This is a genomic window from Aeromonas sp. R1-1, assembly GCF_040908495.1.
In the GTDB taxonomy this organism is placed as follows: domain Bacteria; phylum Pseudomonadota; class Gammaproteobacteria; order Enterobacterales; family Aeromonadaceae; genus Aeromonas; species Aeromonas veronii.
This window is the reverse complement of sequence record NZ_JBFODV010000052.1, coordinates 1-1,646: the sequence shown is the minus strand read 5'-3', so window position 1 is coordinate 1,646 and position 1,646 is coordinate 1. Positions and strand designations below refer to the sequence as shown.

Genomic DNA, 1,646 nt, shown 5'->3' with positions numbered 1-1,646 from the left:
CGGAAGGTAAGACCGATATTGGCCTGCCACTGGGTTACCAGCTCCCCGCGCACCTTGAACACGCACTGCTCCGGGTTGCAGAGAAACTGGTTGTTGTCGTTAACCAGCGAGCCATAACCGCGCACCTCGGCCCGCAGGGCCAGATGCTCGGCGAGGCGCGGTTGCACCCCGAGCGCCAGCGACATGGAAGGGGTCACCTCGCTGTCGTAGGCGGCAAAGCGGGTCACCCCGATCCCGGCGCCGATATAGGGCGCCATCAGGTTGTCAGAGAGAGTAAGCGCACCGGCAAAGTGCAGGGTGTCCACCGTCAGGCGATCCGGCAGGTCGGGAGAGAGGGTGGTGGACTGATGGCTGTAGAGCAGCTCGATCATGCCGGGATCATCCACCTCCTTGCTGATAAAGAAGCCCCAGCTGCCGGAGCCCTGCCCCTGCAGTGAATCGAGCGAGGCCGAGCGCGGGACCGGCTGCACCACCTCGTCACTCTTCTCGAAGTTGATGGCTGAGCTGTAGCCGAAAAATGGCGTCACCTGCCAACCGGATGTGATCGCGGCCTCGCTACTCCAGACCTGCCCCAGTGGCAGCAACAGCCCCATCATCGCTATCCCGGCTCCCTTCATCATCCCCTGCTCCCTGTGTGATTGTGCAGAAAGCATACCAGAGGCGTCCTAGGCCCATCCTAAACGGCGGCTGTACCGGATCACTTTCATCGCGGGATTTCCCTCTCGCCTGAACCCTGCCGCACCGCCCCACTGGCGCCGTTATGCGCCCCGCCACCATTCATCGACGGTTAACCTCTGCCACGTATGCTGGCGCCAAATCGGGTCATCGGGACCCGTTATCACCACTCAAAAGGACATCAGGGAATGGTTGCCGCGCAACTCAACGACCCCAAAACTACCCTCGCGGATACCCTGCGGGCCACCGCGCACGCCATCGACGAGAGCCACATCAGCCTGCGCCAGATGCTCGCGCTGGTGGGCGAGCAGGGCATGCTGCTGTTTTGCGTGCTGCTCACCGTCCCCTTCCTGCTGCCGGTCTCCATTCCCGGGGTCAGCACCCCGTTTGGCCTGCTGATCCTCTTTATCGGGATCGGCATCACCCTCAATCGGGTGCCCTGGCTGCCCGCCATGCTGATGGAGCGCCGCTTCGCTGCCGACCAGCTCAAGACGACCCTGCACAAGGGGGCGGATCTGCTGGCCCGGGTCGATCGCGTTATCCGCCCGCGCCTGCTGGTGCTGACCGGCAGCAACACGGTCAACCGCTGCAACGGCCTGCTGATCATGCTGGCCGCCCTGCTGCTGATGCTGCCTCTGGGCGCCATCCCGTTCACCAACGCCATGCCTGCCTGGGCCATCCTGCTGCTGGCCACCGGCATGTTGCAGCGGGACGGTCTGTTCGTTGCCAGCGGCTATCTGCTGGTAAGCGCAACCCTGGTCTGGTTCAGCGTGCTGGCCATCGGCTTACTGATGGCGGGCCAGAGCGCCAGCGGCCTGCTCGGCTAAATCCGAGGCAAAGAAAAAGGGCGACCAGATGGTCGCCCTTTTTGATTTGTGTGTCCCGTCCTGAATATGGTTTACACCTTTCCCCCTAATAAATGGAGAGCCCGATGGGACAAGGTGTGAAACGGACACAGCGCGATTACTCGC

The 1,646-nt window shown here is 62.8% G+C and carries 2 protein-coding genes; one reads left to right on the top strand and one right to left on the bottom strand.

Going from position 1 to position 1,646, the window contains the following annotated elements; translation table 11 throughout:
* Positions 1-617: outer membrane beta-barrel protein (locus tag AB5Y92_RS02790; RefSeq protein ID WP_368225476.1), on the bottom strand; the 617-nt coding region annotated here is incomplete at its 3' end.
* Positions 618-863: 246 nt separating this feature from the next.
* Between AB5Y92_RS02790 and AB5Y92_RS02785 the strand changes: the two genes are divergently transcribed.
* Complete coding sequence (locus tag AB5Y92_RS02785) at positions 864-1,502, top strand: exopolysaccharide biosynthesis protein (RefSeq protein ID WP_162517530.1); 639 nt, start codon at positions 864-866, stop codon at positions 1,500-1,502.
* The last annotated feature ends 144 nt before the right edge of the window (positions 1,503-1,646 follow it).

Bases quoted from the DNA above. Each gene is read 5' to 3' on its own strand.
- AB5Y92_RS02785 (WP_162517530.1), top strand. From the start codon at position 864: ATGGTTGCCGCGCAACTCAACGACCCCAAAACTACCCTCGCGGATACC.